Raw genomic sequence first — 24,894 nt, forward strand, 5'->3', positions numbered from 1 at the left:
AGTACAAAGCCGTTTCGCGCTCGGTCAGGGCAAGGCCCCCAACGACAACACCGAGTTCAGGCCGTCGGCGGTTTCCGCTTGACTCAATTCCGGCGCCAAGATGTAAACCCGCCCTCGTTCGACCTTGCCCTGCATGGTGACGTATTGGGCGATGTGATTGGCCCGGTCCACCGCCAACTCGGTCAAGCGCTGCGGATCGGGATGAAAGATACCTTCCAGGCGCTGTTGAGCGACGCTGTAAAAATCTACATTCGGATCGCTTTTCAAGCGTGGCTTGCCGAACAGGCCGCGATCCAATTCCTCGGGAAACACTTCGCCGAAAAACTTGGCCAGCAGACGCCGGTATTCGTCGTCCGACAACTCGAGATACTCATGGCGGATTTTCTGGCCCTGATCGCGCAACTCGCCGGATTTCATTTTTTTCAGAACATCCTTGACCGCATCGTAACGCATCGCCGGCCAATCCTGGGTTTCATAAGCCTTGCCCTTGATTTCCAGCGTCAATTCCGGTTTGGTGGTCAAGGCCTGCCCAAGTTGATCGAGTTTGGCGGACTCCTCGGCCGCCAATTTGGCGCTACCCGGACCGAACTTTACGACACTGTAATCCTTATCCTCGCCGAGCAGTGCCCCAAACATCTTGAACGGCGAAGCCACCGCCTTGGCAATCAGATTGACCAATACGTCGCTAACTAGTGCCCCAAGGCTGAATTTCGGATCTTCCAGACTGCCGGAAATCGGGAAATCCAGATTGATCCGACCGTCGGCGTCTTTCAGTAAAGCAATGGCCAGATGTAAGGGTAGCGACATCGCTTTCGGATTCTCGACGTGGTCGCCCAGCGCCAACTGATCGATGAACAATTTGTTCTGGACCTCCAATTGGCCCTTGCTGATTTTGTACTGCAAATCCAGCGCCATCTGGCCTTTTTCGATTTTATAGCCGGCGAATTCGGCCATGTAAGGCGTAATCAGCGGCAAGGGCATGTGGGTAAACTTCAGGCCGACATCGGTATTGCCGGTTTGGAATTGGTATTTGCCCTTGATATCGACCGACGCCAGATCGTAAACCTTGCCTTGCAAATCCAGTTGCGCGTAGGCGTCTTTCTCGGTCGAAAAACCGCTGACTTCGCCATTCAGGTGTTTCATTTCCGCGACGAAAGGCAAGATCAGCGAATAATCGGCGAAATCGGAGCGACCGTTTTTCATCTCGATTTTGCCGATGACCAATTTCGGTTCCGGGGATTTCACGTCCGGCTTGGTCGGTGCTTCCGCCACTTTTGACCCGTTTTGCTGAGCCGGCGACTTGACGACGCTAAGTTCGTCAACATTGGTCGTACCGTCTTTCTTGATGTTGAAGCGAAAATAGGGCCGTTCGAACACCACCCGGTCGATTTTAAAATCCTGCTGGTTCAGATCGATGTCGATGCCGGCTAGGGTCAGGTCCGACCACTTCAAGAAATCCTTATTCTTGATTTGATCGCGGGTTACCAGATTGTCGATGTTGGCGTTACCGGTAAAGGTAAGTTGAAATTGATCAGTGGTTGTCAGTTGCAGATTGCCATCCAGATTGACGGCGCCATCCACCAGTTCCAGATTCAAATAGGGATCGAGATAAGCCTGAAACGGCTTGATCAGCAAGTTATCGAGCGTTACCTGCCACGCGGCACCGAAGGGCTGCAAAACGGTATCGCCGGCCAGTTTCAAGGACGCCTTTTGGTTAATACGGGTAGCGAAGGTCAACGGTAACTTGCCTGGATTGGCGCTATCGAACCCGCGCACCGCCAAGGCCAGTTCGGTCAACTCCAGCGTCACCGGCTTGGTCAGACTGTAATCGGTGAACTCGATGCGGTGATTGCTTAATGCCACGTCGTCGACCTTAAGTCGCCAAGGTTTGGCGGGCTCCGCGGGCGTCGGCGGAGCGGCGGCCGGATTGGACGCGTTGGCGCTTGATTGGCCGGGCTCGGCAAACAAGGCTTGGTAGTTCACCACGCCATCGGCTTGCAGCCAAACTTGGATCGCCGAATCGTCGGCGGCGACTTTAGCGATGGTCAACTGCCGGTCCTGAAGATCGACGGCCACGCCGCTAAGCGTCAACGACGGCAAGTCCAGTAACGAGCGATGCTGGGCCGGCTCGCTGATCGCCCACTTTTTAAGGTCGATAACTCCGTTGTTTAGCGCCAAATTGACACCGCCGTCGTGCTGGCTCAGATGATAATCGGCGGTGACCGACAACTGGCCGGCGTCGATCGTAACCGGCAGCACGTCCTTCGGCGCCAATTTCAGCAATTTCGGGACGACGATACCCTCCAGCCTTAGGCTGCCGGTCGAGACCAACGGCATCAACGTCAATTGTCCTTGCCAATTCAGCGTACCGCCGGACGCCAAGCCCACCGCCAAACGCCCGCTAGCGCCATTCTTTCCGTTGACGGTACCCAACTCGGCGACTTCCAACTGCAGCGGCATCAGCGTTTCGGCGGCATCCTCGCCCGCCAACGCGTCGCGCCAACGGATTTCGCCGGCATCGATCGCCAGCCGGTGAATCAACAGTGGCGGCGGCGAGTCTTCTTTAGCGGGCTCGGACGAAGGGTCCGGCTCGGCTTCGGCAGGCCGCAGATCGGCCAAATTCAAGCGGCCGTCGGCGCGGCGCTCCAGGTTGATGGTCGGCTTGCCGAATTCGATCGCCGTTACCGCCAAACCGCGCATGCCTAGCGACTCCATCGCCTGAATATCCAGAACCAGACTCTCCAAACCGAGTAAATCCTTGCCGTCGGCACCCGTCAAACGTATCCCTCGCAACTCGGCCCGCCATTCGAAAGGATCGAAGGCCACCGTCTCGATGCCGAACTGAGCGCCGGTGGCCTGGTGAACGATTTCGGGCAAGCGGGTTCTCGCCCAATAGGGCAAAACATAGTATCCGGCCGCCGCATACAAACCGACCAAGCCGACCAGCGTGCCGCCTATCCAATACCCGGTGGAGCGTTTCAGGACCATGGCACCCCCGTGTTAATGCAGTCGATTCAGAAATTCGGCGTCGATGCGACAGCCGCCGAGATCGGGATAATCGGCCAGATTCTGTTCGAAATCGCGAAACGACGGATGCTGAAACGCCAAACGCACGATGCGGCCCTGAGCCAGTTCGAATTCGAGCGCGCCGCCTTTGTCGCGAGGACTGCCCGGCTTGGTGGCGAACAATAGAATGCCGATATGGGCCAGCGGCTGACCTTGTTCCTGGGCCGGCCTAGCGCAACTGTAACTATCGACGTTCAGACCGGCGAACACGCCGGCCAATTGCGCGGCACTAACGACCACGCCTTCGTCGGGAATCGGCGGTAGTTGCAGCAAGGTTTCCAGGCCGAAATTACTCAAATGGTTTTGCAGCAATACGCTACCGTTGCCGGCCTTTTCGGTATTCAATAGCGGATACAGTTGACGGGCCACTTCATCCTTATCCGGGCTTTTCAGGGCCGCCAGCAATTGTCGGCCCGCCGACTGCACCGGATTCAAGATGCCTTCCTTCTTTTGCCTAGAACTGGCCAGCGCATCCCAGTCCTGCTCGGTATTGACCGCCAGACGCATGCTCTTCATGACCCAATAATCTTCCGGCGCCAAACAGCCGGAAAAGTTGGTGGAACGGTATTGCTCCAACAATTTGGGTCGGATTTCATCGGTCATCGCCCGCTGCATCGAGATATTGAAATTCTTCCAATCCGGCGATTTATTCAGAAAGTAGTAGAGCAAGGCGTTGCGGTCGAATTTATTGAACCCCAAGTCCTTCATGACCAGTTTCAGCCGCCGGCACTGAGTCTCGACATCGCTGTAATCCCGCCAATCCGGTTGCAGATTCGGCCGATCGGCGGCATCGATTTGAGCCAGCAATTGCTGGAGACGCTGTTCGCCGTTGGCTGTTTGTATCGGCGCCCGCCACAGTTCTTCCAGAGACAGGTCGTGAGCGTCCGGCGTCGCGTCGCCAACGGTTTTCAGCAGCAGGGACGACACCAATTCCGGATAAATCCGCAATTCGCCCAGCATCTTGGTTTCCGACGACCAAATGTTCCAACCGCCTTCGAGCACTTCGTAAACCGGCAAGCGGGTTTGATTGAGACCTGCGCTGTCGGCGTTAAGTACGACGCCGGCCGGCAGCGTGTGGGTCTCGGAACTGAGCTTGCCGGCCGGCGTCGGCGCTTTCGCGACGACGGGCGGATTGCTTTCCACCCAATTGCCGGCCAACTTCCCCATCACCGCCATGCCGGTACCGACGCCGGTCAACGCGAACAAACCGCTGGCGGTGTTCAGATCCTCGACCAGCTGCGACAGATTAGACTCGTGGCTGTTACTGGTCAGAAAGCGGTATTCAATCTGGGTGTCCTTGGCCGAATCCAAGCGTAACCACGGCGTCAAATTGGCCTTTTTGGTCTCCAGTTTGAAATTGCACCGCCCGGTCGTCGCCTGATAAAGAAATCCGCTGGCTTCGCGCTGCAGCTTCAAGGCGTCGTTATGCACCGCGAACACGACGGCGGCCGACAAATCGCCGTTTTCGTAATGACCGCCCATTTCATTGCAACCGCCTTTCAATGCGCTGTCGCCCTTGAACTCGAACTCAGACAGCCACTGCACGTAGTAATCGTCGCCGGAAACCGTCGTTTGCCCTCGCAACGGCTTGACGGCTACCGATTCGGTTTTCGGATAATCCACCGCCAATTGCCGAGTGGTGGCGCAACCGACCAGCAATCCACTGGCCAGCACCGCTTGCGCGATTATGAAAAAACAGCGTTGCGACATTCAAAAACCTTTTGGAATCTTGCGTGGGTGAAAGCGTACCGGAAAACTAAACGCCGGTTCTTAGGCCGAACTTAACGCCCGGCCGCCGTTTGACAAACACCGGCTTATTCCGGCGCGCGCACAACGCTGGAATAATAAAGTCTTGCGGGAAGTGTGGCTATCGTTTTGTTGAACGCGGTCCGGTCAAGCCGAACTCTCTTTGAAACGATGAATTTGCCGGCGCTGTTTTTTGTTGGGCTTGAAGGGTCGCTCCGAGACGGGGAACGCAGCTTGCTGCTGTTTGTGCAATTCCGCCAGTTGTTGCCGTTTGGCGGCGCTGGCCGCGTCTTCGACATACAATTGGGCCGCCTCTTGGGCCGGACGGCGTTGCCGATTCAAACCGGTGACAAGAATATCCCAAGTATATTGATCCTTGGTGATGCTGATGCGATCGCCAAGCCGAACATCCCGGCTGGGCTTGCAGCGCTGGCCGTTGACATGCACCTTTCCGCCGCTGACCGCGTCGGACGCCAAGCCGCGGGTCTTGAAAAACCGTGCGGCCCATAGCCATTTATCGATACGGAGTTCGTCTTGCTCACTCAACGGGCAAACCGCTCTCCGCCCAAGCCTTGAAACCGCCGGCCATGCTGACCGTCGCCGAATAACCCATCTGCTGCAATACCTGAGTCGCCAACGCCGACCTGCCGCCTCCCTGGCAATACACCACGGTCGGGGCTTGTTGCCGACCTTGGAAAGCGGGATGTCCGCAAATTTGGAATTCAAGTACGCCACGTGGAATATTGACCGCGCCCGGCAAATGGCCGGCGGCAAATTCGTTGGGCTCGCGGACATCCAGAATCAAATTTGTCGTCAAGCGTTCGCGAGCGGCGGCGACGTCGATCTCCGAAATCTGCTGCTTGGCGGCGGCGACTAAATCTTGCGCGTTAATAGCCATACGGTTCCTCGTTGGGCTGATTAAGTTAGGCTTCCATGTGCTTCTTCAATTCCTTGGGAATAGAGAATACCACTTTTTCCTCTATACCTTTATTCTCGCGGACCAGGGTGTCGGCGCCGCCCCAGGCTTTCAATTGATCGATCACTTCCTGTACCAACACTTCCGGCGCCGACGCGCCGGCTGTGACGCCGACGACATCCACGCCCGACAACCATTCCTGTTTCAGGTCGCGATAGGTATCGATCAAGTGCGCGGATTTGCCGAGCTGTTCGGCGATTTCCCGCAAACGGTTGGAATTCGAACTGTTGGGGGAGCCAACTACCAAAATCAGATCGGAAATTTTCGCCAGATCGTGCACCGCATCCTGACGGTTTTGGGTGGCATAGCATATGTCGTCTTTTTTCTGCTCCTTGATCGACGGAAAATGCTCGCGTAGCGCGTCGACCATCACCTTGGTGTCGGTCATCGACAACGTCGTTTGCGTGACATAGGCCAGATTATCCGGATTATTGACTTTGAGGTTTTTAACGTCATCCGGCGTTTCCACCAAATAGATATTGCCGTGCTCGGTGCATTTTTCGTACTGCCCCATCGTGCCTTCCACCTCCGGATGTCCGGCGTGGCCGATCAGAATCACTTCCCGGTCCTGCTTGGCATGCTTGGCGACCTGCATGTGAACTTTGGTCACCAACGGGCAGGTGGCATCGAACACCGTCAATTGTCGCTCGTCGGCTTCGCGCTGCACCTGCTTGGAAACCCCGTGCGCGCTGAACACCAGATAGGAGCCGACCGGCACATCGCTCAAATCCTCGATAAACACCGCGCCTTTTTCCTTTAATCCGTCGACCACGGTCCGGTTGTGCACGACCTCATGACGCACATAAATTGGTGCGCCGAAGGTATCGATGGCTTGATCGACGATTTCAATGGCCCGGTCCACGCCGGCACAGAATCCACGAGGGTTTGCGAGTACGATTTGCATATTCTTGAGTGTTTTACTAGGTTAAGGCATTGGAATTCTAATCCAATTTTGTCTCGGCGACGATAATTCCGTCGCTATCGGCATACAGGTAATGGTCTTTTTTGAAATTGACCCCGGCAAACGTAATCATCACGTCGCGGTCGCCTTGGCCGTGCGTGCTTACGGCTACGCATCGGATGGGTGTTCAGGGCCATTACGCCGATCGGCAGTCGTGCCAACAGTTCCGCGCCGCGCACGCAACCGTAGACGATAATACCGCTCCAGCCGTTTTCGATCGCCAGAGCTGCCAAGGTATCACCGAACAAGGCACAACGCTTGCCGCCACCGCCATCGATCACCAACACCTTCTCGTTGCCATCTTCCTCCAATGCGCTACGCACCAAGGAATTGTCCTCGAAAACCTTCAGCGTGGCGATTCGCCCGCAAAACCGTTGGCGCCCGCCGAAATGGCGCAGCATGGGTTCGGCGACCTGGAAATTCTCCGCATCGCCGAAGCGATCGCATAAATCGGCGGTCAGAAATGCCAAATCGGCCTCCAAGTCCATCAAAAATAACGCGCCAACAAGCCGTAGCGACAGTCTTCGCTAGGCAAGGGAATTCGCACTTCGTAACCGCCGCCCAAGGCCTCTTGCATCGGATTGCCGTATTTATCCAACATCCGATCAACAACGATATCCCGATTGCCGCCCGGCAAAATCATTTCCAACCGATCGCCAACCGCGAATTTGTTTTTGACGCTGACATCGGCCAGACCGGTGTCGGAATCGTAGGCGGTGATTTCGCCGCAAAACTGTTGCTGATGGCTCTTGGAATAACCGGACAGATAATTCTGATGCTCGTGCGTATGATGACGCTGATAAAAACCATCGGTGTAACCCCGACTGGCCAGATTGTCCAGAACACCCAGCAATTGCGGCTGAAACGGCCGGCCGGCCAGCGCGTCGTCGATCGCCTGACGGTAGGTCTGCGCGGTGCGCGCCACGTAAAAATGCGATTTGGTCCGCCCTTCGATTTTCAGGCTATCCACGCCGATCTCCACCAAACGCTGCACGTGTTCGATAGCGCGCAGGTCCTTGGAGTTCATGATGTAAGTGCCGTTCTCGTCCTCCATGACCGGCAACAACTCGCCGGGCCGACCTTCTTCCTCGAGAAAATAAATCTGATCGGCCAGCGGATGACGCTCGGCACCACCGCAGCTCGCGCTACTCAAGCCCTGGCTGAGATCGTTCATCGACAACACCGGCCTGTCCGCCAACACGTAATCGCCTTCGGCGGTTTCGTCGGCCGGCTTGGTGTCGTATTTCCAACGGCAGGAATTGGTACAAGTCCCCTGATTGGGATCTCGATGGTTGAAATAGCCGGACAACAGGCAACGCCCGGAATAGGCGATGCACAACGCACCGTGCACGAACACCTCCAACTCCATGTCGGGACATTGCTGGCGAATCTCGGCGATTTCGTCCAACGACAATTCCCGCGACAGAATGATCCGCTCCACGCCCATGCGTTGCCAAAATTTGACGCTGGCATAGTTCACGGTATTTGCCTGGACCGACAAGTGCACCGGCACGTCAGGCCATTGTTCGCGGGTCATCATGATCAGGCCTGGATCGGCCATGATCAGCGCGTCCGGCCCCATCGCGATAATCGGTTGCATGTCCTTGACGAAAGTCTTCACCTTGGCGTTATGCGGAATGACGTTCGCCGCCAAATAAAATTTCTTGCCGATCGCATGTGCCTCGGCTATCCCCTTCGCCAGATTGTCCGCTAGGAAATCGTTATTGCGCACCCGCAAGCTGTAACGCGGCTGCCCGGCATAAACCGCGTCGGCGCCGAACGCGAACGCATAACGCATGTTCCGAATCGTACCGGCCGGGGAAAGAAGTTCGACGTGTTTCATTGATGGTCAATTGAGAATAAACGGCCCTCATTCTACCAAAATAACCCAGAGAAATATCGATACAACCGGGCACACAAGAGCCGACCGAACTCACTATGCCGCTACTCAAGCAAACCATCACCCATCCAGGGTTAATTCCGGCTAGCGCGGCAAATCTTCTTTATCTAACTTGAAAACCCGCGGGGTGAAATTTAAATGTCGCGTCGCTTCCGAATGATCGAAAACCAAATCCTGTCCCATGCGCTCCACCATTGAAAAAGTCCAATTGCGATACCGCGGCAAAAGTCGTAGCAGGCGCAGCATACCGCGTAACACCGCTGTTGGCACCTTGATGAAGCGCGGCGTACAATCAATAAACCGGAACAAACGCTCCACCATTTGACAGTAGCTCAAAGTCTCGCCACCTGATAGGTTAAAATCCTTATTTGTCGCTTCGAAAGAAGCTAACGCATTACAACATGCAATCGCGACATCCCTGCAATGTATTGGCTGACGCAACCCTTGGGCATCTCCGAACAATGGAAAAAAACGGAAACGACGAATCAGTCGAATAATCTCACAAACATTCTTATCTCTTCCCAAGCCATAAATTAATGTAGGTCGCAAAATTACCCACTCAATATTATTTTGTTCAGCCCAAAATCGAAGCTTTTGCTCTGAATCAATAAAGCTTTGCGCTAACTGACGATCCCCGAGCGACGACGATTCAGCCTTACTGAAACGGCTAGTGGACGACAACACCACAATGCGCCTCACACCACAACCCATTAACGCATCAAAATAACCAGGAAGAACTGCGATAGGCGCGAGACTAACCCAGTAAGGAATGATGCACTCGCGAGCGTCAGAAAGCTGTGAAATATTTTCCCAGCGCACATTACTATCACAAGCATTAGAAACCCGGCGGGAAAAGGCGAACACGGGAAAACCTAGTTCAACTAACTCATATAACAAAGCCTTACCAACGTGACTCGTCGCCCCCAAAACACCGACAGAAACACTGTTTGCCAAAATTGTCACAGCTTATCCAACATTCGCTTGGCTAAATAATACCCTGCTACCAGAAAAAACCTAAACCATACACCGAATGTAACCAACCACATTAAAATCCCAGGATACTGATGCCGGAAGAATTTTCGGTAAAAACGCAGCATACCTTTGTGCTTATGCCATTCGACAAAAAACGGCCGAGAGCGACTACAAGCACCCTGCTGATGGATTATTTTTGCATCAGGAATAAAAAGTATCTTCCAACCTTTCTGACGAAAGCGCATACACCAATCCAGATCTTCACAATGCAGAAAATAACCTTCATCCCAAAGACCGACATCGTCGATTGCCTCCCGCTTAACCAACATACAAGCACCGGAAATCGCCTCCACTGCAACCGGGGCGCCCGGCAGCAGCTCATCGTGCAAGCAAAAATCATAAAACAGGCGAGGCCAACGATTGGCATACCGGTGCAAACCAAATGCCCTGACAAATGAGCGCCATGGAGTGGGAATCGCTCGCCGCCCACCCGCCTGTTCCGTGCCGTCCCCCGGATTAATCAAAACGCCGCCAGCCATGCCAATGGCACTATCAGCACGCATATGCTCTACTATTCGCGACATAGTACCAGGCAAAAATGAGCAGTCGGGATTTAGAAATAACAAATAATCCGCATCGGTTTTCTCAATGCCCATATTACAGGCTGCGGCAAAACCAAAGTTTTTATTATTCTTAATTATTTGCACACCGGGTAAATGCTGAATGGCCCTCAGGCTATCGTCATGGGAAAAGTTATCAACCACGATAACTTTAGAAACCACCGGGCAGACATTCAAAGACGCTATACAAGTCTGCAATAGGTTACCTGCATTGTAATTGACGACAATCGCGTCAATGGATTCTGTCATTAGTTTATCTTTTACTTAAAAGGTAAAATACGCTTATCCAAGACCCGCCAAATATCGGCTAGCGAGGCAATACGCCTGCTTTGAATAATTTGTCTTTTTTGCCACATCTTAGACACACCTTTCAAAGCATCATATTTTGCACGGAGAATCACTCCCCCTTGTCCGACGATTGAAAAATAAACGACGGATATTAAATTAAGCGCAAGATGGACTGGTAACAACAACCAAAACAACAACCCCGGCATATTTTTAACGAATGTCCAAACCAAATTACGGTGGCCATGATATACACAAAAATCACTGCGTTGTCTTCCGGTGGATGCAGCCCCCACATGGCGCACAACAGCATCCCCTACCAACATCGCCTGATGTCCGGCTAAACGCAATCGAAATCCTAAATCCACATCCTCGACATAACAGAAAAAATCTTCATCGAACCCTCCAACATCGATCAAGGCTTGCCGTCTATATAATGCGGCTGCAGCACAAGGACTAAAAACGGGCTTATTCTCTCGATCCATTGGAGAAATCAATCCACCATGATGATCGCGCCAAACCAACCCGCTAACATGATAACTATCTCCTGCACCGTCAATAACCTCCGCATTATCATCGCACATTTGCAGAGAGGCAAATACAGAAACCTCAGGATAGGAATCGGCCGCAGCTAACAGACGTTCCAGCCAATCTGGATTAGGAAACGCATCCGGGTTAAGTAAAGCAATCCACTCCGAGTCAGGACTGATGATGTTGATAGCTAAATTATTCCCACGAGCAAAACCTAGGTTTTCATTTTGCGGTAATAATTTAACCGTCGAAAAATACTGTACAATGTTAAGTGAAGCGTCGGAACTGGCGTTGTCGACCAAGATAATCTCGTGCGGCATAATTGACTGAACCAGCAATGTCGACAAGCAGCGTTCGAGAAAACGGTCTCCGTTCCAATTGACAATGATTACTGAAACTTTATGGCTCATCTTTTATTGAGGATTAAGCAGTATAGCTTCATTCAGCCATCCAATATCTATACGACATACCCTTTTGGCTCACTTTTTAAGGTCTCTTTACTTGATGAATCAAAGAAAACTCCCCATCGTTTAATAGGTATCCTTCATTAACAAGGGATAACATGGGTATATCGCCGCTACTGTCACCATACGCATACGAATACGAAAATTCTTTGTTCGCCAGCCAATCTCTAATGCGATGCACTTTCTTTTCGCCAAAGCAATTACCGCCATTCAATCTTCCAATTATTCGCTCTGCATCATCAATTTCCAAACTGGAAGTAATCCAGTCATCAAAACCAATTTTACTAGCCCAAGGTGTCAAATAAACGTCGAGTGAGGCACTAACCAAAACACATGTGTGACCTTGATCTTGATGCCAACGTAACCGCTCAACACCTGCCAGACGCAACATGTCCGGCAATCGCTCATTCGCAAAATTCGCACCTAAGCGCTGTAGTGATTTTTGCTCCATGCCTTCAAGGAAATAAGAAAGAACCCGTTCTTTAGCCACATCATTTCTTATCAAATTGATTGCGTAAGCTGCTAACACAGGGCTTAATAACGCCATACGTCCGACAAAGCGGGGGGTACCAGCTACCAATCGCAAAAATGGAAGCAAAGAATCGCGCCGAGTAAGAGTCCCATCGAAATCAAAAAAAGCAACCTTAGCCATCACAAACTCATTTTATTAAACATGCGCGATGGAATATGCCGAATTACCAACATAATGAAGCGCCAAAAACCAGGTAAATATACTTCGCCGCTCCCTTTTTCCATGGCAATAACAATGCCGCGAGCAATGATTTCTGGATTCGACCAGAGAACACCATTTTTATCAAACGAAGCCGTCATTGGAGTATCAACGAAGCCAGGTTTTATAGTCACTACACTAACTCCGACTTTGGTTAGCCGATTGCGCAATCCCTCCATAAAAATAGTGAGTGCTCCTTTAGCTGCGCCATAAACATAGTTACTCTGCCTCCCCCTATCCCCCGCCACTGAACTAATCGCCGCTAAAACCCCGGCCTTTTGGGCTTCCATCTTATTAGCGGCCAAGGTCAAAATAGAAATAGCACTCAATGCATTAGTATTGAATTCTCGCACGGTTAAGTCCGGAGAGACCTCGCACGACTTCTGATCTGAGAGACTACCTTGTGCAACAAGCAGCGCATCTAAACCACCTAATGCTTTTTCTGCGGATAACAATAAACTCTCGTGTCTTGTAAGATCATTCAAATCAGCCTCTTCACCTCCAATAACTTGCCCTGATCCGGCCCGCACACGCAGATCCGCGAGCAATGCATCCAACTTAGCAGAATTACGACCGATGCAATAAAGAGCCCCCCCTCTAACAACAAGTTGCCGTGCAACCTCTTGCGCAATAGCTGAGGTTGCACCAAAAATGACTGTGCGTTGCATAGGAATCATGAATTTACTCTTCTCCAAAAGCTGGATGAAAAACCGGGATCAACAAAAGTACTGAATTTTTCCCAAAGCGGGTAACCAGCGCGAAATAAATCAGAAGGCATACGTGCATCTTTAGCTGGATAGAGCGCTCCACCTGCATCTCGTACAACTGCATCAAGTTCCTGAAATAAGCGATGGGTTGCCTCTCCCAAGTTTGGAAAGTCTAACGCTAGCGTCGCCCCTTCGCGAGGAAATGACAACATACCAGCAGAAGGTTTAGAGCCAAATGTCTTCAAAACAGCCAAGAACGATCCTTGCCCGCTCGCTCCAATTCGACGCAGAAGCTTCGATATCCCATCTCTGCTACTTTCTAGTGGAAGCACGCATTGATATTGAAAAAAACCTCTACGTCCATAAACACGATTCCAGTCCAACAATCCATCTAATGGATAGAAATAGGGTACAAAGTGATCTAAAGTTATCCCTGATTTGATAGGCTGATGGTAATAAAAGGCATTGAAGGCACGTAGACTCAACGAATTAACCAAAGACAGCGGAGGAGTTAAAGGCATGTGGCGTGATTTTTCCTTGAAACAAGGTAATTCAGCCTGAGCAGGCGCATGTGCACCACCACTTAAAATTCCTCGCACATTATCCTTAGTACCGGACAAACAATCTATCCATGCTACGGTATAAGGCCAACGCTGTTCAGCTTCTTCATTGATAGCCCAAAACTCACTCAAACTAGAAAAACGACGAGGCTGAACCCACATAAAAGCGTTGGAGATTGGCATCAACTGTAATTCTGCCCATGTTATCAATCCGGTTAGACCAAGCCCTCCAACTGTAGCAGCGAACCATTGCTTATTTTCCTCTTGACCACAAAGCAAACGCTGACCGTCTGATCTAAGTAACTCCAGACTACATACATAATGGCCGAATGTCCCAGCTGAATGATGATTTTTGCCATGCACATCATTGGCAATTGCCCCACCGACCGTAACAAAACGGGTGCCAGGTGTTACTGGAAGAAACCAACCCTGCGGAACTACTAGATCCAGTATTTCTTTGAGCAAAACACCTGACTCACATTGTAAACGCCCAGTTGTCCGGTCGAAAACCATAAAGCGATTAAGCCCGCGAGTCATCAACAAATTACCTGCTTCGTTTAAACAAACATCGCCATAACTTCTACCATTACCATGAGCGAGCAAGCTTCCTTCACAAAATGGCAAGGGAACCGACCTATCATTGACAGAAATGATTTTGCGATGATCAACCCTAGGCCAGCGGTTCCAGGATAATGGAATCATATAACTTTCTCTTCGTGACGGCTCATCACAAGTGCAATTGCACCAAGAATGACGGCAAACCAAAGAGTCGTCAGTCGAATCAAAACGGTAGCGGCCACCGCTTCAGGGAATCCGGCCCCTTTCCAGATCAATAAACCCACCATCACTGTCTCTGTACCACCCAATCCACCTGGCAAAAAACTCAGTGCCCCGGCAAGCATCGCAACTGCGTAGACAAAAATCGCAAAAACTATCGGCACATCAAATCCCAACTGAATTAACATCCAATTAAAAGCTAAAGCTTCCGCCATCCAAGCAACAATACTCAGTAAAGTTGCAGCCATGAGCATTTTCAGTGTATGGCAAGCCCTAGCATCATTCAGCATCCTGGAAAGATGTAAAGCGAATCTCCGAAAATACCCCTCTCCCCTTTTCGCCCAGCATGCTAACCATCTGATAGGTGCAGGCAACAATAAAAAAAGGAATCCAACCATAACCCCGCTAGCTCCAACTACAATAATGCCCTGCATTTGAGGATATAGGCTAAGGCCAAGCAAAGCTAATAATAGGATAGCTACCAGATCAGATAATCGTTCACTTAAAAATGCCGACAAACTGTGGATATAAGGAACTCCCCACCTTTTTAAAAAAACTCCTCGCAATGCCTCACCTGCTTTGCCAGGGGTTGTGGTTAACGCAAAACCGGCGAGATAAATACGCCAACTGACCAGCCAAGGCACTTGGTAACCCAATGAACGCAAATACAACTGCCATCGCAAAAAACGCAAGAAATAGTTAGTGAGAGATAATCCCAACATCAATAATACGCCGACCGCACCAACCTGTAACAATGCAGCCATGACATCATTAAAGCCTGCCCATAAGGAAAACCCCAAATAAGCTAAAGCTGCTATAACAATAGAGATGATAACGGCCCGGTAACGCCAACCAGAAAGTAGTAACTCACTCATATAAGAGCTACAACACAGGTGACAAACCAACCCAAAACGGTAAATAGTAAATGCCGATCCGTTAAAAGATCTTTTGCCGTATCATTGCCTTGTTGGCGATGATGTAACAAAAACAGATAGCGAAAAATACCATAAACCACAAAAGGTACGGTATAAACCAGTTTATCTGAACCGTGTAGGGCTATTGTACTGTCACTTACCGTATACAAGCCATAACTCAAAATCGTACAAGCCGCGCTCACGGCAATATATTGTTCTAGCATGATCGGACTGTAATCATCTAATACGCGCCTGGTAGTCGCTCGACTGTACTCTCCGAAGGATTCTAGCATTAACAACTCCGCTCGCCTCTTAGCAAAGCCTAAAAACAGAGTCAGCATCAAACCGCATAGTAAAAGCCAATGGGACGGAGCAATACCTAATCCCAATGTGCCGCCCAAAATTCGCAACATAAAACCGGTCGAAATAACAAAAACATCCAAGATCACCACATGTTTAAGCCGTAGCGAATAGGCCAAATTTAGAACAAGGTATATGCTTAACATTACCGGCATTAATTTGCCCGCACCAATCCCTAGCAAAATCGACGCTGCGGTCAGTATAGAGAACAGTCCCCATGCGGTTGGCACCGCAATGGTGCCATTGGCAATCGGTCGATAGCGTTTCTTTGGATGCTGACGATCCTCCTCGACATCCAATATATCGTTCAAAACATAAACAGCGCTTGCCATGCAGCAAAAGGCAAAAAAAGCCAGCGCCGCCAAAATCAATGTAGCATTATCCCATTGATGTGAAAATACTACACCGAGCAAGACAAATGAATTCTTGACGTATTGATGAGGTCGCAACAAAAGGATTAGTTGGGTCATCAAATTTAAATTAGCTTTGAGGAGCAAATGCAGCATGATAAATCTTCGACAAGGATGTCCGCAAATACTCCCTTACAGGAACCTCGAAAAATCTCCATATGATAAAAGAAAACATCAAGCACAACAACCAATAAATAAAAACTCTAAATAAATCAGGAACATTATAAAACAACCCAATATTACTCACATAAAATCTAATTAAAACCTGATGGATTAAATAAAGAGAAAATGAAATCTCACCAAAAACCACAAACAACCTATATTTAAGAAAACTAGATATAAGACCCTTTTGCATCGATATTACAGCAATCAAAACGGCGAAAAATATCGCACCAGAACTATGCATCACCCAGGTAACCAGCGGCGTTTCCAGTTTACCACCAAACGCTCCAGCAACACGACTTAAGTATGTCGCCATATATAAAGCCAACAACAAGGCCAACACTTCAAATAAAGTATAAATCACCCATTTATTATTAAATTTGCAAATAATATTTATCCAACGACATTCAATCACAAAACTCGCAGCAGCCATACCTATAATAAATTCCAATATTCTTGTCAATGGACTGATATATATCATGCCATGAGATGTAACATCCAAAAACTTATCAGGCGAAAAAGACGGCAAATCAAACAAGCAAGACACAGACAAAATAATTAAAACAATGCTCATTGATAACAGCAGCTTTCGCAACCATGTACTAGAAAAATTAATAATCAAGTACGGAAACGCAACATAGAAAAAAACCTCTGTTGAAACACTCCAAGACACACCATTGTAAGAAAAATAATATTCTGGTATAGGAATAATTGATTGTAATAAAAAGAGATTTGACATAGTGACAGCAGGAACATTTGCCCCATCCCAAGTCCACTGTTCAGAGGGAATCAACAGTAGAAACAAACATAATGCGAAAATATGCGCAGGCCAAATACGGGCAATTCTAGCAATCCAGAAATCAACCCTAGCAACTGGCTGCAAATCACGATAAACATAAGTTAGAATAAAACCTGAAAGTACGAAAAAAAAAGTAACGCCATAATGCAGCGGCGCTTCTGCGTACAAATTCTTGGTTGTCTCAAAAAATGGTCTTGAATGCAAAAACACGACAGCGGCGGATGCGAAGAACCGCATAGAAGTTAGCGCTTCAAGCCGAACTGGTTTCACAATCATTTTTGCAACCCTTCATTTTTTTCGATCCAATTAGCAAATCGTCTCAAACCATCTGCAAAATTAATGCGAGGGACCCACTCTAACTCGTCTTCCGCACTCTGAATCGACAGAACGCTTTTAGGTACATCAAATGGCCTGCCCGGCAAATAATGGCGATTCGCAGTTCGCCTAGTCACTCGTTCAATTGCATCCAACACTTCATTAAGGCTGTGACCACAACCAGATCCGATATTGAACGTATTTTGACTGGTAGAATGATTCAAAGCCGCCAGCAAAGCATCAATGACGTCGTCAATATGGATGTAATCGCGAATCACCGAACCATCGCCCCAAATTTCCACTGGCTCACCGCGTAAAACTTTACCTAAGAAAACTGCAATTGCACCTTGACTCGCGTGCGTCCGCTGTCGTTCGCCAAATGGGTTGGCGATACGTAATACCGTGTAATCAAGTCCATGCAATTCCTTGAACAATCCAAGATATTTTTCAATCGTCAATTTAGTGATGCCGTAGGAACACATCGGGTTAGTAGAATGCGTTTCCAGAATTGGCAATTGGGTTGGCATCCCATACACCGTGCCACCAGAAGATACAAAAATAATTTTTTTGGTGCCCGACCGAACCAAATGGGATAGTAAGCGTAACGAGCCGACAACATTGCTCTCGACGTCGAATATAGGATCGGCATTGGAAGATTTAGGCAAAGTCGTGGAAATTAGGTGAAAACAAACTTCGCAGCTATCAACAGCTTCGGAGATATCGGCGTCACTGACGAAATCGCCTTCAAACAGTTCAAAATTGGCATCCGAAATCTGTGCTTCTGGAAGAGGTGCTATATGCGGCCTATCGAAACAACGTACAAAGTGACCACGAACCAACAAGGCATCAACCAAATGAGACCCAATAAAACCACGACCACCAAGGACCAGGCAACGCTTAGGATTATTCATGTTATGCCTTAATGAATTGAAAGCAACAGCCAATCGGTATCGGCTCCACCGTTATTATCTACGGCGAACAACAAAAATTGGCCCTCAGCGATTGGAAAATTACGCTGAATCGGTTCACCCACTTTAATAATGTCGTCAACTAGAGGTTTTTCATTCTGCAGGATACGAATATGAACATTACCAGCCCCCCTCTTTATTGCGGCCTCTGGGATATTAGGTGCAATACCGGCACGAATATAAAGCTCTTTTTTCTCGACATCCCTCAAGTAACCACTTGCGTCGAATTGAAAACTTGTTGCTGTCACAGCCCCAGGATGCACAAATAATGTCTCAAGGCCTTGTGGCTTTAAAATACCGAACTGGTCACCGAGTTGAATATTACTCACAAATGGCATCAAATCGCGTGGTGGATCGATATTGCGAACCTTGCCCAAAACATCCTCACGCACGAGCACAACAAAAAAATAATCCATCCCAGCCGAATAAGTCTTATCAAATACCTTTACAACTCTATAATTTTCCCCTTTGGTCGCGGCAAATACTGGATTCATCGGTGTACTGCCGGGATTATTTTGCAATATAAGCACTTCCGGATGATATTTTTTTATTAAATCAGCATCCTCAAACTTTCTATTGAGAAAAGAGCCATCCAATACTTTTCGCTTCGAATAATAAGCTGGATTACCCCACATCGTATATACAACAAAAGTATCCGGTGTATTTTCCGCAACCCAACGCCCAGCCTCAGCTCGATCAAATTCATGATGTGAGGCAAACATCTTGATATTTGTAGTCCCAAATATTTCAGAACGAATAGTTGCGAAAAAGATTAAAATCAAAAACGACACGGCGATGATTTTTGCCCCCCAGGCTCTACCCAAAAAGTAATAACCCCCTATTTTTACTGGCAATCCCAATCCAATTGATGCAGCAACCAAAAGCGTAAAAAGTGCAGGCATCGCATACCAATTATATGGCTCAAAAGGATATTTGATGGTATAGGCTACCAAATGCACAATCAATATACCTCCCAAAAAAACCATAAGTGGCAGTAACTCACGACTTTTACGCCACAGAGTAAACACGGATAACCCTGTCAACCACTTATGAATTCCAACCCAAAACACGAAACCTGCAAACCAAGTCCAGTCGATAATTTTAGGTTGGTTATCTTGATGCAACGACTTAGTTAAAAATGAGTTGGGTACCGGCGCACCAAAATACCACCAGGCAAAGCCATACCAAGCCAGAGCGATAGCGGCAGCAATTATGACAGCGACTTTAGGAAATCTTTTGTCTTGCAGCCAATGAGACAATAACAGCAAGCCGCCAACAGGTACCAAGTCCAGTTTATTGACCATCAATAGGCCTGCAGCCAGCCCAACACCCCAAGCAGGTGATTCGTATAACAAAGTCCACAATGCAAACGTCAGTAAAGCCAAAGTAAGCGGAGTTTCCAAGCCGGCACCGGAAAAATACATTATTCCGGTATCCAGTGCGGAAAAAAGCAAGAAAGCCAAACCGACGATGACTCCAAATCGGTGACCCAACATCAACACTGTCGCCGCAAGGCTAACAGATGCGCAGGCTAACCCGGAGGCAACAATAGCCGCCTCCGGTGGCAGCCCTAGCGCCATCGGGATTGCAACAATCAACGGGTACAGAGGGGCAGAGGCGCCCCACACCGGCGCTTCGCCAGAGTTCCATACCCAAAACTGGCCTTTTAGCATGTTTTCTGCGTAACGCAGGAAGAAAGCACCATCATCGGCCACTTCCAATCCTAACCGACTATGCATGGCAAAAAGAAACACCAAAACAATGCCGGAAAACAAGGCGAGTATTTGCAGCGAGGATATACGATTAGTTTGTAAATTCATGATAAAAGGTCATTCTATGATATTCCGTATTAAGTATTCTTGATCCAACCCAAGCCATAACTGGCTTTCAAGAAAAACAGATTGCCCAATCTGGAGCGATTCATAGGGAACGCAATACGTGTTACCATCCATGGCCTCAATCTGTAAGAAAGTTAAATCGCCATCTACTGTTTGAGTAAGGTTAATAATGAACCCCAAATTAATCGCGTCAATCTTCACACCAGAATTTCTTAATCCATCTCGAACGTCAGGCCTAGGCAAAAATTGTGTTGTCTTACCTATTTCTTGATTATTACTGATCAAACCAATTCGCTTTGGTGCATTTGCACCGATGCTTGCCCAACCAACGACATAACCTCCCTGGTTAGCTGGTATATAGGCGTCAAGCTCTTGTTGTCCCACCAGTGGAAATTTAGGCGCATGCTGCTTCTTCTCGTACAGATCAAGCAGTTCATCGACGTAAGTAGCGATGGATTTCGGAGATTGACAATTATCGCTCAAGCTAATCAGCAACGTAGGCTCTTGATACAACCGTTTAAAACAGTCGGCAAGCGCTATACTGTTACTCGGCTCGAATAACAGACCATTCCATCCATCTCTCACCACTTCTGACATTCCCGGAAAATCAGAGGCAATCACCGGACATTTAGCCGCCAAAGCTGAATAGACAACCAGCGGAGTATTCTCGTACCAAACAGACGGCACAACCAAAATATCAATACCCGACAAAACATCAGCTATTTGATTATTCGGAAAAGTTCCACAAAACTCAATAGAATCATTACCCTTTGCAGTTGAATATAAGCCAGCCACATATTCAGGAAACTCCTTGGGGTTGCCATAAATTTTTAAAGACATTCCACAACGTTCTAGCCTTGTGAATGCATCAATCAGAATATGACATCCCTTATGAGGAGCGAGAGTGCCAATATATCCAATTGTGACAGAGCGATCGACAGAATACGAACGATTGAAATCTTCGAATCCTGTAATATTGATACCATAAGCTGATTGCGTAATCAGTTCCGGCTTCACCCCATTGCTTGTCAAAACATCAGCCATTAGTTTTGTTGGAGCAACGATACCTTGAAGAGCATTAAGCCGTTCGATATTAAAGTGTTTTCTGCCACTAAGTGCTGCAATCTCACGACTGAAAGGGAAATTTATATTAAGACCTGATTTTGCAAGGACAGCGATCTTATCTATCATGCCATCGGGCAAATAATGAACAATAGAGGAATAGTGTCTCCAATGTGTAATCATAGCCACATGCTTGATACAATTACCGCCTTGAGATGTGGGGCCTAAGCATGTTTGACCATCTGCAAGTAACAATTGACTGGTGGGACACACCGCCCAAAAATCGGTTGGTGTGTAATAAGCGGAGATGTCTAACTGCCTAATTACATCAACCAACGCTGCACCAAGCCTTGAAAAATGAAAGAAATGGACAATATCTGGCGCTAATTCATTGAGTAGACCTTTAAAATAAGACGCCGCCAATTGATTATTATATTCAATTTCTGACACAACCTGCTGCTGCCCCATTGGCACAAATCCATGATAAAAACGGTATACCTGTATGCCATTAATTTCGTATTTATCAAAACGTCGCGCATCAGTCATCAATTCCCGCGCTGGATAGCCCGTAAATACTGATACTTCGTGACCACGAGCCAATAATTCCCGCGCGACACTATAGGTCAGCACTTCTGTACCGGAAAAATATTCGGGATAAAATTGATGGACCGTAAGAAGAAATTTCAAAATTTAAACTCCATTAATTTTACGAACTTTACTAGCCATTTCATCCTTTGCAGCATAATACTGGGCTAGAACACTTAACAAACTTAATATGGGAATTTTTATCAATACCCGAAGCTTCTTTGGCAATTCATCTTCCTGAGATTCTATATATTTTGCATCTTGCCAAATATGATTTGGCCATGATCTCATGGCTATCCACAAATTAGGAACGAGTTGCAATCCAAATAGTTGAAATAACTTTCGATGACATACATATGTTCGCTTGAACTCATATGCAATAGATCTTTCATGAGAATGCACAACCACTGCTTTAGGTTCATAAACAATTTTTTTACCGGACTTTAGTATTCTTTCAGCCCAATCAATATCTTCCCCAAAGCTTATATTGCCAAACTTATGCTCTTTCCATACCGATTTTCGGATGGAAGAGCAGACATTATCAAAATTGCAGAAAAAGTATTTTTCAATCGGTTCCAACGATTCATACCATTCAAGACTTTTCATCTTACGAACTTCTGCAGTTGTTCGCCCAGTAAGCCAACAATTTAAGTTACGTTTAGTGAGTGAATCGGCATTCAGTTGAGGTAACTGGCGAGCATAAACTCCGGCAACCTCTGAATCGCCAAATGGTGCCAACATTGCATTTATCAATTCATTATCATATGGAACGGCATCCTGAACCAGAAGAATGACATGCTCGCTTGTGGCAAGCGATATTCCAAAATCGCGTGTCGCACCATGATTAAACTCCTCGGCTGAAATTTCAAATACTCTTGCGCCCGACGCACGGGCGATATCAACAGTATCATCCGTCGACCCAGAGTCGATGACAATTAATTCAACTTGCGACCAAAGTTTTTGAGTGGCTAATTTCTGAATGACACTCTTAAAAAGAGCGCCGCCATTTTTTGTGGGTATAACGATAGAGCAAAGTAAAGAATTACCATCAGAATGAATCATCTTGCTTTTCCTTCAAATTTTCCAGTAACTCTTGCTAATACAAGCCCAATCAATTGATTCCATAAAAAATAGATGCTGGATAATTCATGCAGACGCTCTGAAGTGATACGAAGGAGTTCACTAGCCTGTTGTGCGACTTGCGACTGAGCCTTTTTCAATTCATTTTCCTGATATGCAATGTGCGACTGGGCCTTTTCCATTTCATTTTGTAGCGCCGTTATTTGACGGGAAAACTCGGCAGCCTGTTCGCCATATTCTTGCAGTTCACTTTGTAGTTCGATTTTTTCAATAGCCTGATATTCAATATGGGACTGAGCCTTTTCCAATTTATTTTGTAACGAGGCAACCTGTCGGCTAAATTCTGCTGCCTGCGAGCGATAGTTATATAATTCAGAAGACAGCTTAACTGATGTCTGATAGACTAAAGACCGTGAAGCATTTATCACATTCTCCTTACTTGTGAATTCACGAATGTAATCAGTATCTTCAAAAGTTACGAATGAGCAAATATCTGGCAGACATGCATTCGAACAAATAGCTAAAAACGCTAATGGCTTAACCCCATTGTTACTTGAATCATGCCAATCATTAGCTATGTTTTTATATGATATAATAGCCTCTTGCTCTTCGAATGATATACCTAAGAGAACCTTTTGATTTATGACTTTAATGTATAAAAAATGCTCCGCAAGTATTTCAACAAACTCAAGCTCATTCATTTCTCTGAGATGATAAGGATTTTCACCATATAATTGCGTTACTTCAGGATTAGGTGTCGATATTATTAAAATACCGTCGCTTTGAAGCAATCTAGAAATGCTTTTGATTGTGGCAGTTTGCGTAATCTGATCTACATGCTCAATCATTTCAAAACAAGTTATCAGATCGAAGGAGCCTGATTTCAACCCCTCACCTAAATCGTCACACAAATGAAATTTCAAATTAGAATTATAATGCGTATTGCATGCCCATTTATTGGCATTAATATCTATATCTAAACCTATTACTTTTTCAGCCACTTCCGAAAGCATTGCGGCACCATATCCAGTACCACAACCAAAATCTAAAACGTTTTTCCCTTGTGCAAATAAACATGCAAACTTATAACGAGGAATGTGCTCGTATTGGGCCACTTTTGACCAAGTTCCTGGCACATATCGTTCACGCATAAACTCTGTAAAATTACTGCCAAGCGCTTGCGCTTCTAATCCAGCAAATGAAAGAAAATCATCATCATTTTTCGAGCCATCAATTGGATGACTACCTTTTACCAAAATATTAGTAAACTGTAGCCTTTCTAGCACAAACCGAAGTGAATTTGCAGTATAAAAAACCAAGTGTGAAGGCGGATGTCTATATTCCCATTGCACTGGATTGTCACAAGCTAACTTTGAGCCCGCATTGGGAGTGGTAATTATAACCCGAGTTTTTGGAACAATTGCTCCCATAGAAAATAGATCATAAAACAATTCGTATGGGGAACACACATGCTCGATAACATCAAACATCAGTATTAAATCAAACTCATGTGGAATTAGTTCAGAAAGCGAACTGACAATCATCGCGGCGCCTTCAAGCCGTGATGACGCCACTTGACGTGCATGTGTGCTTGGCTCAACTCCAAAGCATTTCCAACCAAAACGAGCAGCCAGAGCCAAGTGATTGCCATAGCCACAACCAATATCAAGCACAGACAAACCTGTTCGCCCTGCATATTCTTCTAGCAATGATCGGAAGGTAATAAGACTACCTTCAGTTTGGCTATCATAGTTATCGTAACCACCATGCTCCCCTCCTTCAAACCACTCAGGTCGGTTGTAATAAGCAGTTAGCTCTTCGGACGTTGGCGGGTTATCAACGAAATCAGTATTACAATTTTCGCAAGTAAGTATCTGAAAATTATCCACCAGACAAAGTTGAATGATAGAATCTCGATGCATACAGATGGGGCAAGCGTGAACTTTACGGTCATTCAAAGGCTTTGTGATCATTATTTACTTAGAAAAATATAATTCAGGCAAGAGAGCTTGAGGTTTTTATGCCAGGACTTTACCGGCCGCCCAATATTCTTCGATGTATTACTTGAAATATAGGACTTGGTCAGCAGCTATTTATCTCTCATGT

General features: G+C 47.4%; 20 protein-coding genes and 1 pseudogene. All 21 read right to left on the minus strand.

Annotated features, from left to right (window positions below; all coding sequences use genetic code 11):
• Nucleotides 1-24: 24 nt before the first annotated feature.
• Nucleotides 25-2,988 (minus strand): DUF748 domain-containing protein, encoded by a 2,964-nt coding sequence (locus tag BJL95_RS17475; protein ID WP_071159745.1) that lies wholly within the window; start codon nucleotides 2,986-2,988, stop codon nucleotides 25-27.
• Nucleotides 2,989-3,000: 12 nt separating this feature from the next.
• Nucleotides 3,001-4,776 (minus strand): hypothetical protein, encoded by a 1,776-nt coding sequence (locus BJL95_RS17480; protein WP_064030800.1) that lies wholly within the window; start codon nucleotides 4,774-4,776, stop codon nucleotides 3,001-3,003.
• Between the two features lie 183 nt (nucleotides 4,777-4,959).
• On the minus strand, nucleotides 4,960-5,358 hold the full coding sequence (locus BJL95_RS25515; RefSeq protein ID WP_071159747.1) for an RNA-binding S4 domain-containing protein: 399 nt from the start codon (nucleotides 5,356-5,358) through the stop codon (nucleotides 4,960-4,962).
• Entirely contained in the window at nucleotides 5,351-5,710 is a 360-nt protein-coding gene (locus BJL95_RS25520; protein ID WP_071159748.1) for a rhodanese-like domain-containing protein, read from the minus strand. The genes BJL95_RS25515 and BJL95_RS25520 overlap by 8 nt, the downstream gene beginning before the upstream one ends.
• A 25-nt stretch (nucleotides 5,711-5,735) precedes the next feature.
• Nucleotides 5,736-6,692: a 4-hydroxy-3-methylbut-2-enyl diphosphate reductase gene (gene ispH / locus BJL95_RS17495; RefSeq protein WP_064030803.1), complete on the minus strand. Its 957-nt coding sequence runs from the start codon at nucleotides 6,690-6,692 to the stop codon at nucleotides 5,736-5,738.
• Nucleotides 6,693-6,729: 37 nt separating this feature from the next.
• A pseudogene (rraA, locus tag BJL95_RS17500) lies at nucleotides 6,730-7,219 on the minus strand (ribonuclease E activity regulator RraA).
• 17 nt (nucleotides 7,220-7,236) lie between these two features.
• On the minus strand, nucleotides 7,237-8,592 hold the full coding sequence (gene yegQ / locus BJL95_RS17505; protein WP_071159750.1) for a tRNA 5-hydroxyuridine modification protein YegQ: 1,356 nt from the start codon (nucleotides 8,590-8,592) through the stop codon (nucleotides 7,237-7,239).
• 141 nt (nucleotides 8,593-8,733) lie between these two features.
• Nucleotides 8,734-9,612, minus strand: a complete 879-nt coding sequence (locus tag BJL95_RS17510; protein ID WP_071159753.1) for an SDR family oxidoreductase — start codon at nucleotides 9,610-9,612, stop codon at nucleotides 8,734-8,736.
• Nucleotides 9,609-10,490, minus strand: coding sequence for a glycosyltransferase family 2 protein (locus BJL95_RS17515; RefSeq protein ID WP_071159755.1), 882 nt, complete (start codon nucleotides 10,488-10,490; stop codon nucleotides 9,609-9,611). The genes BJL95_RS17510 and BJL95_RS17515 overlap by 4 nt, the downstream gene beginning before the upstream one ends.
• Before the next feature lie 11 nt (nucleotides 10,491-10,501).
• Nucleotides 10,502-11,467, minus strand: coding sequence for a glycosyltransferase family 2 protein (locus BJL95_RS17520; RefSeq protein ID WP_071159757.1), 966 nt, complete (start codon nucleotides 11,465-11,467; stop codon nucleotides 10,502-10,504).
• A 76-nt stretch (nucleotides 11,468-11,543) separates the two neighbouring features.
• Nucleotides 11,544-12,173, minus strand: a complete 630-nt coding sequence (locus BJL95_RS17525) for an HAD-IB family hydrolase (RefSeq protein ID WP_071159759.1) — start codon at nucleotides 12,171-12,173, stop codon at nucleotides 11,544-11,546.
• Nucleotides 12,173-12,928, minus strand: coding sequence for an SDR family oxidoreductase (locus BJL95_RS17530; protein WP_175463744.1), 756 nt, complete (start codon nucleotides 12,926-12,928; stop codon nucleotides 12,173-12,175). The genes BJL95_RS17525 and BJL95_RS17530 overlap by 1 nt, the downstream gene beginning before the upstream one ends.
• A complete protein-coding gene (locus BJL95_RS24165; RefSeq protein ID WP_083386133.1) occupies nucleotides 12,925-14,220 on the minus strand; it encodes an FAD-binding oxidoreductase in 1,296 nt (431 codons plus the stop codon). The genes BJL95_RS17530 and BJL95_RS24165 overlap by 4 nt, the downstream gene beginning before the upstream one ends.
• A complete protein-coding gene (locus BJL95_RS17535) occupies nucleotides 14,217-15,170 on the minus strand; it encodes a lysylphosphatidylglycerol synthase transmembrane domain-containing protein (protein WP_071159760.1) in 954 nt (317 codons plus the stop codon). Before BJL95_RS17535 ends, BJL95_RS24165 begins: the two co-directional genes overlap by 4 nt.
• Complete coding sequence (locus tag BJL95_RS17540; protein ID WP_217631701.1) at nucleotides 15,167-16,075, minus strand: decaprenyl-phosphate phosphoribosyltransferase; 909 nt, start codon at nucleotides 16,073-16,075, stop codon at nucleotides 15,167-15,169. Before BJL95_RS17540 ends, BJL95_RS17535 begins: the two co-directional genes overlap by 4 nt.
• On the minus strand, nucleotides 16,050-17,216 hold the full coding sequence (locus tag BJL95_RS17545; protein WP_071159762.1) for an acyltransferase: 1,167 nt from the start codon (nucleotides 17,214-17,216) through the stop codon (nucleotides 16,050-16,052). The genes BJL95_RS17540 and BJL95_RS17545 overlap by 26 nt, the downstream gene beginning before the upstream one ends.
• Nucleotides 17,213-18,166: an NAD-dependent epimerase/dehydratase family protein gene (locus tag BJL95_RS17550; protein WP_071159764.1), complete on the minus strand. Its 954-nt coding sequence runs from the start codon at nucleotides 18,164-18,166 to the stop codon at nucleotides 17,213-17,215. The genes BJL95_RS17545 and BJL95_RS17550 overlap by 4 nt, the downstream gene beginning before the upstream one ends.
• Nucleotides 18,167-18,174: 8 nt before the next feature.
• Nucleotides 18,175-20,043, minus strand: coding sequence for a hypothetical protein (locus BJL95_RS17555; protein WP_071159766.1), 1,869 nt, complete (start codon nucleotides 20,041-20,043; stop codon nucleotides 18,175-18,177).
• Between the two features lie 9 nt (nucleotides 20,044-20,052).
• Nucleotides 20,053-21,810 carry a glycosyltransferase family 4 protein gene (locus BJL95_RS17560; RefSeq protein ID WP_083386135.1) on the minus strand — a complete coding sequence of 586 codons (1,758 nt, stop codon included), beginning with the start codon at nucleotides 21,808-21,810 and terminating at the stop codon, nucleotides 20,053-20,055.
• 3 nt (nucleotides 21,811-21,813) lie between these two features.
• Nucleotides 21,814-22,770, minus strand: a complete 957-nt coding sequence (locus tag BJL95_RS17565) for a glycosyltransferase (protein ID WP_071159769.1) — start codon at nucleotides 22,768-22,770, stop codon at nucleotides 21,814-21,816.
• Nucleotides 22,767-24,746 carry a class I SAM-dependent methyltransferase gene (locus tag BJL95_RS24170; RefSeq protein ID WP_217631702.1) on the minus strand — a complete coding sequence of 660 codons (1,980 nt, stop codon included), beginning with the start codon at nucleotides 24,744-24,746 and terminating at the stop codon, nucleotides 22,767-22,769. The genes BJL95_RS17565 and BJL95_RS24170 overlap by 4 nt, the downstream gene beginning before the upstream one ends.
• Nucleotides 24,747-24,894 lie beyond the last annotated feature (148 nt).

The organism is Methylomonas sp. LWB, from assembly GCF_001856095.1.
Lineage (GTDB): Bacteria > Pseudomonadota > Gammaproteobacteria > Methylococcales > Methylomonadaceae > Methylomonas > Methylomonas koyamae_A.

Bases quoted from the DNA above. Each gene is read 5' to 3' on its own strand.
- BJL95_RS17475 (WP_071159745.1), bottom strand. From the start codon at position 2,988: ATGGTCCTGAAACGCTCCACCGGGTATTGGATAGGCGGCACGCTGGTC.
- BJL95_RS17480 (WP_064030800.1), bottom strand. From the start codon at position 4,776: ATGTCGCAACGCTGTTTTTTCATAATCGCGCAAGCGGTGCTGGCCAGT.
- BJL95_RS25520 (WP_071159748.1), bottom strand. From the start codon at position 5,710: ATGGCTATTAACGCGCAAGATTTAGTCGCCGCCGCCAAGCAGCAGATT.
- ispH (WP_064030803.1), bottom strand. From the start codon at position 6,692: ATGCAAATCGTACTCGCAAACCCTCGTGGATTCTGTGCCGGCGTGGAC.
- yegQ (WP_071159750.1), bottom strand. From the start codon at position 8,592: ATGAAACACGTCGAACTTCTTTCCCCGGCCGGTACGATTCGGAACATG.
- BJL95_RS17515 (WP_071159755.1), bottom strand. From the start codon at position 10,490: ATGACAGAATCCATTGACGCGATTGTCGTCAATTACAATGCAGGTAAC.
- BJL95_RS17520 (WP_071159757.1), bottom strand. From the start codon at position 11,467: ATGAGCCATAAAGTTTCAGTAATCATTGTCAATTGGAACGGAGACCGT.
- BJL95_RS17525 (WP_071159759.1), bottom strand. From the start codon at position 12,173: ATGGCTAAGGTTGCTTTTTTTGATTTCGATGGGACTCTTACTCGGCGC.
- BJL95_RS17530 (WP_175463744.1), bottom strand. From the start codon at position 12,928: ATGATTCCTATGCAACGCACAGTCATTTTTGGTGCAACCTCAGCTATT.
- BJL95_RS24165 (WP_083386133.1), bottom strand. From the start codon at position 14,220: ATGATTCCATTATCCTGGAACCGCTGGCCTAGGGTTGATCATCGCAAA.
- BJL95_RS17535 (WP_071159760.1), bottom strand. From the start codon at position 15,170: ATGAGTGAGTTACTACTTTCTGGTTGGCGTTACCGGGCCGTTATCATC.
- BJL95_RS17540 (WP_217631701.1), bottom strand. From the start codon at position 16,075: ATGCTGCATTTGCTCCTCAAAGCTAATTTAAATTTGATGACCCAACTA.
- BJL95_RS17545 (WP_071159762.1), bottom strand. From the start codon at position 17,216: ATGATTGTGAAACCAGTTCGGCTTGAAGCGCTAACTTCTATGCGGTTC.
- BJL95_RS17550 (WP_071159764.1), bottom strand. From the start codon at position 18,166: ATGAATAATCCTAAGCGTTGCCTGGTCCTTGGTGGTCGTGGTTTTATT.
- BJL95_RS17555 (WP_071159766.1), bottom strand. From the start codon at position 20,043: ATGAATTTACAAACTAATCGTATATCCTCGCTGCAAATACTCGCCTTG.
- BJL95_RS17565 (WP_071159769.1), bottom strand. From the start codon at position 22,770: ATGATTCATTCTGATGGTAATTCTTTACTTTGCTCTATCGTTATACCC.